At 38.0% G+C, this 1,989-nt stretch carries 2 protein-coding genes; one reads left to right on the top strand and one right to left on the bottom strand.

Translation table 11 applies throughout. The features are described from left to right. Nucleotides 1–249: 249 nt before the first annotated feature. Nucleotides 250–1,443 (bottom strand): O-antigen ligase, encoded by a 1,194-nt coding sequence (locus HT671_RS11005; RefSeq protein ID WP_172923164.1) that lies wholly within the window; start codon nt 1,441–1,443, stop codon nt 250–252. 385 nt (nt 1,444–1,828) lie between these two features. Here HT671_RS11005 and HT671_RS11000 point away from each other — a divergent pair. Beyond that, a partial coding sequence (locus HT671_RS11000; protein WP_172923163.1) for a helix-turn-helix domain-containing protein occupies nt 1,829–1,989 on the top strand: 161 nt, incomplete at its 3' end.

The following is a 1,989-nucleotide window of genomic DNA, read 5'->3' as shown; positions in this document are numbered from 1 at the left end:
TAGGAGCCCCTGCATAAGGACGAGGGAGCGCTATTGTATAATAGATTGAAACTAGAATAGTACACCTCTACTTCTAAAACATTGTTAGAAATCTATTTGACTGTCCTGATTGATTCATCCTGTTCTTATCTCATTTCACTATATTCACCGGTAGTGAATCTCTACAGAGGACTTACACCTCAGATACACAACATGCCCATCGCATAAAAAATCTCCTACCCAAGGTAGAAGATTTCAATCTTATAAAACTTAATCCGTCATGTCCGATACCAAGGTTCGATGCTCCAATGGAACACTGCACATAACTAGCAAGAAAATGAAACCTGACTGAATCCAGAAGAGGGCCAAGTCAAAGATTCCATGCACAGTAACCACTGTAAGGAAAGACAGATAAAGACCGATAATCGGACGTTTCCCCGACTCCTGACTCATATCCATCATCAAGCGAACAGGAGCAACAGAAGACAAAACTAATAAAATGGTACCCACAATTCCGTAACTCAGAATCGTATCAATATAAAGACTGTGGGCATGTTCATGATAAGGAGCATGTATCCGAGGATAAGAGTGCATATAGGTCAATGGCCCTTCACCCCAAAAAGGATTTTGCTTAAACAAGGCCATCCCAGCATCCCAGATAGAAATGCGTTCTTCCATAGAAGAGTCTAAAGTACCCATTCGAACTCCCAAATCACTAGAAAAGAGGAAACTCAAACCAATCGCGAAGACCCCAATACTAAGCCAAAAGGCCTTCCAGTTTTTAATAGTCGTAAAGAGATAGATAATTGCTCCAGCGATAATAGCAGGAAAGGCAGTTCGATTTTGAGTAAAGTTCAAACCAAAGAGATTAACAAAGCCTGCAATCACACAGAATACTTTCAACCAATTCAACTTGGTCGTTGTAAACAGATAGAAAGCAATCATAATACAGAAACAACAAATAATTCCATAATAATTAGGATTAAAGAAGGTCACTTCTGCCCGGTTTTGATGCCACACCTGCATATTGGGTGAAAGAAAAGCATAGTTAAATTTCTTCACAATTTGGAAATGTTCTAAACTGGCAAAAGCAGCTGACAAGACACTACCAAACAAGACGAACTGCAAAATCAATCGAAAGAATTTATGGGATAAAATCGACTGATAGTGCAAAAAGAAAATAGTAAATAGAAACAGTCCTACTGAAGCCACAAGACCCATCCAATTTTGTGCAAGAATGGATATAACAGTACTATAGCTAAGAAAAAGAAGCAGCATCGGATGCTCCCCCATTTTCTGAAGAATACTTTTCATGTCTCCTGTAAAAATCAAACTGATAATATATAAACAGAGTACAACTACAAAAAGATAAAAGGGTAAAAAGATACTTAGGATAATTCCCAATAAAATCAGCTCTTTACTAGACAACCCCTTCAGCTTTTCAATAAAGCCTATTGATTTCAAAATGAATCCTTTCTCTCCAAATCAGCTGATTCAGATAATAGTAAGCTATCCTATATTGTACCACTTTTTTAGCAATTTGAAAACAAAGGAAACGTTTTCCAAAATAAAATGTAATTCGAATGTGATATGAAAGTTCTATAATGAAGTTAGCCACCCAGCCCTCCTAAAAATTAGATGGTTTAACTAGCTGATAGCTAGCCCTCGATTTCATTTGATAAGAGGCTTGGAGCTGTTAAGCTGGAAAGCCAAGGCTAAGATTAGCCTTGGCTTAGCTGACAAAACTGCTTCAAGGATTCCTCTTGTCAAATGAAAGCTCTTCTAGGCATAAGAAAACACCTCTGTGTTATACTTGTTGTTCAATCACAAGCACAAGAAAGGCACAGAGATGCAAAACCATTATACTACAAAAGCCAAACATTTGACAATCGATAGCCGTCGCTTAATCGAAAGATGGAAAAAGGAAGGGAAATCAAATAGAGAAATCGCCTCTTTACTTGGAAAAGCTCCTCAAACCATTCACAATGAAGTCAAGCGTGGGACAGTCCG

Source organism: Streptococcus sp. 2741, from assembly GCF_013276315.1.
GTDB classification, from domain to species: domain Bacteria; phylum Bacillota; class Bacilli; order Lactobacillales; family Streptococcaceae; genus Streptococcus; species Streptococcus pseudopneumoniae.
The sequence above is the reverse complement of the archived record's forward strand: the minus strand, read 5'-3'. Positions and strand labels throughout refer to the sequence as shown.